This is a genomic window from Frankia sp. CoWAU3 (assembly GCF_977971855.1).
The window spans coordinates 8,193-11,416 of record NZ_CDWWXB010000040.1 but is presented as its reverse complement, the minus strand read 5'-3'; the positions used below and the strand labels follow the sequence as shown (position 1 = coordinate 11,416).

3 protein-coding genes are annotated in these 3,224 nt (G+C 61.7%); all 3 read right to left on the bottom strand.

Annotated features, from left to right (window positions below):
- Positions 1-617, bottom strand: a 617-nt coding sequence (locus AC08ON_RS06310) for a glycosyltransferase family 4 protein (RefSeq protein WP_476616618.1), incomplete at its 3' end; no start/stop codon positions are given.
- 208 nt (positions 618-825) lie between these two features.
- Complete coding sequence (locus AC08ON_RS06305) at positions 826-1,641, bottom strand: glycosyltransferase family 2 protein (RefSeq protein ID WP_476606779.1); 816 nt, start codon at positions 1,639-1,641, stop codon at positions 826-828.
- A gap of 966 nt (positions 1,642-2,607) precedes the next feature.
- A partial coding sequence (locus AC08ON_RS06300; protein WP_476616617.1) for a sugar transferase occupies positions 2,608-3,224 on the bottom strand: 617 nt, incomplete at its 5' end.

The window sequence follows — 3,224 nt, the reverse complement described above, 5'->3', positions numbered from 1 at the left end:
TCATAGGGAATCCGCCCACTGTCCAGCCGGTTGAGCCGGGCCACGGCGTTGCTCACCGCAAGGTATCGGTCGACAGCCCTGTCGCGCCGTCGTGTGCCACCGCGGTTAGCCGCGAAGGTCAGGGGCCCCACCACGCCGGAGTAGTGGTTTCTGGTGCATCGTATGCATCGTGACAGTGCTGGGCCGGAGCACACCAACTCCCCCATAAACATCATCCGCTTAGTGGCACAGACATGGCTGTAGTCATGCAGGGTGACGACGATCGGGACGTCGAGGTACCTGCGCAGCGGCAGCGCACTGTTCACGATCCAGTTGTGCGCATGGATAACGTCGGGCTTCACCTCACGCACGATCCTGGCGATCGCCGCTGCTACTAGCGGATCTGGCACCGGCGGCGCATAGACCCGGTCGGTCGTGTAGAGCAATGGAAGACCTGCGGTTGTCGGCCGCACTAGACGCACGTCCAAGCCATCCCGCTCCTCGGCCGCCGCTCGAGGGCCAAAAGTTATCACCGTGACGTCGTGGCGTTCAGCCAGCTGCTTTCCGAGATTGAGGACATGACGTTCCTCCCCACCGACGATCGGCGGAAAGAACTGTGCCAGCAGAATTACCTTCACGATGATCGCGGTCCGGACCCCCGAGGCGGGACTCTTGACGGTTTGGGTGAAGTCATAAGAGGCGGTCTCGGTTCATGTCGTGGTAGGAGCGCCTCACGGGTAGGGGAACTAGCAGGCTTCTGATATATCGAAATTTGACCATCCGCCACACCGGCGGAACCGCTCCGCACGGCCCATACTCGGGAACAATCGTCCCGGCACAGGGACATCAGGCCGTTTCTTCGAAAGCGGGTGGGGCGCGCACCGTTTCGGCACCCCGCTGGACTGGAAGCGGATCGGTCCTAGGATAGATCGCCAATTCAGCCTTCTCGCTCGAGGCGGAAGACTCGACGAAAATCGTGCGCAACACCCGGAAACCATCCGAGAATGCGTTCAGATTACTGACCCCATGCAGGCGTGGATGTTCAAAACTTGGGACCTCCGCTATGCGAAGTCCAGCCCGCACGGCCCGCATGTTGATCAACGTCTCGATCTCGAATCCGTCCCCCCACTGCTTTTGGGGTCCGGCACCGCCTGTGTCCAAGTCGAAGATGGGGACGACCCGTCGCCAAAAAGCGTTGTAACCGTAGCAGAGGTCGGTGAAGTCCGAGCCAATGAGCATGTTGACCAGGAAGTTCAGGAGACGGTTCCCGAGCCGACGGAGACGAGTGATGTCGGCGCTTCCGCCGTTCGCGACGAAACGCGAGCCCTTGGCAAAGTCAGCACCTGCTTCGAGCGCATTAACGAACGCAGGAATCTCGCTCGGGTCGGCTGAGCCGTCGGCATCGAGCATGACAATGATGTCACCACTGGCCTGGGCGAACCCACAGGCCAGAGCGTTTCCCTTGCCACGGCGATTCTGGTGTGTCACGACTATATCCGGCCGAACACGACGAGCGACTTCGACGGTTCCGTCGGTCGAGTGGCCGTCAACCAGAATTATTTCAGCGTCGCCCGGTAGTCGAGCGAGAACATGTGGTAGATTTTTTGCTTCGTTGAGCGTCGGGACGATGATACTGACAGTCGGCGAAATACGGCCTCGCATAAGAGGTCCCCCGATTTCGATATACTACTGAATTTGGAGTCTTTTCACGCTTCTCATGCACTAGCGACAGCAAAGCCTGACGGAAATCTGCGGCAATCAGGAATGGACGGAGCAGGCCGCTAGAAGAGACTGCGAGACAGGACTCGATCAGCGTCCACTCAGCGAAGCAAAGACTCAACTACCACCCCCGCGACGGCTTGTCACTTCTTTACGAAAAAAATTAAGCTGAGCGCCTCACTTCGCCCCCGATCTCAAAGCGTGCCTCACCTCGCCAAGAAGCGCCGTCGCGTGCGGTAAGTGTACCAGGTAACCTTCTACAGGTTACCCCTATGGGCGTCGCCAGCAGAGTGTGCACTGCAACACTATACGAAGACACACCGGATCACCGCTCCGCCCCCCTGGATCGCTACTCTCTGTAGGACTCAACTCCCGTTCACCCTCCCGCCGACACCGCGGCACCAGCATTCGAGACGGCCATCGGTGTCTCATTTTGCTGCCATGACCCTCCACCGCAAGCAAGAAGTTGATGGGGGAGACGGCCAGAGATGGGCCCACGATCTGCTTCGCAGAGCATCCTTTGATGCATCTCCGCTCGGCCAGCGAGATAGAGCCGCCGAGCCAGGTGGGTCTCAGGCCACGCGCAACAACGCGTCGTCGATCCGGTTAGGGTCTGACACGTCTCCCCGATCGACGGTGGGTCACGCAGCTCCTCGCGCGCCCGACACCAATCGTCAGATCGCCCGGCATGCTGAGCTACCGGTCGTTGACGGGTTCCGGCTGGCAGGCTGCACGAGTCCTTGCCTGGGGCAGGACAGGACAAGCCAAAATGATCGTTTTCGGCAAACATCCCGGGAGCCGCGGTCCCAAATACTCCCCGAAGGCCCCGGCCAACCGTCCCGGGAGAGAACCCGGACGACACCCAAGATCGCGAGTCACGTCAGAGCAGTGCCACTACGCGAGGAAGGCTCAGTACGCACCCTCGCGGCGCAGGACCGCGAACACGGTGCGCCAGAGGATGTAGAAGTCGAGGGGCAGCGACCAGTTCTGCACATACCGCAGATCCAACCGCACCGACTCGTCCCATTCGAGGTCCGACCGGCCGCTGATCTGCCACAGGCCGGTCAGCCCCGGCTTCACCATCAGCCGGCGGTGCACGTCGTCCTCGTAGCGGGCGACCTCCGACGGCAGTGGCGGGCGCGGTCCCACCAGCGACATCGTGCCGTTCGCGACGTTGAGCAGCTGCGGCAGCTCGTCGAGCGACCACTTGCGCAGGAACTTCCCGACCTTGGTGATCCGCGGGTCGTCACGCATCTTGAACAGCAGCCCCTCGGCCCGCTCGTTGCGGGACTCCAGCTCCGCCTTGCGCGCCTCCGCGTCAACGTACATCGACCGGAACTTGTACATGGTGAAGTGCTCACCACCCCGGCCAACCCGGGTCTGCTTGAAAATGGCCGGCCCACGACTGGTCAGGCGCACCGCCAGCGCCAGGGTCAGGAACAACGGCGCGCACAGCAGGAGAACCCCCGCGGCCACACTGCGGTCGAACAGGCCCTTCATGGCCCGCCGCGCGCCGGTGAGCTCCA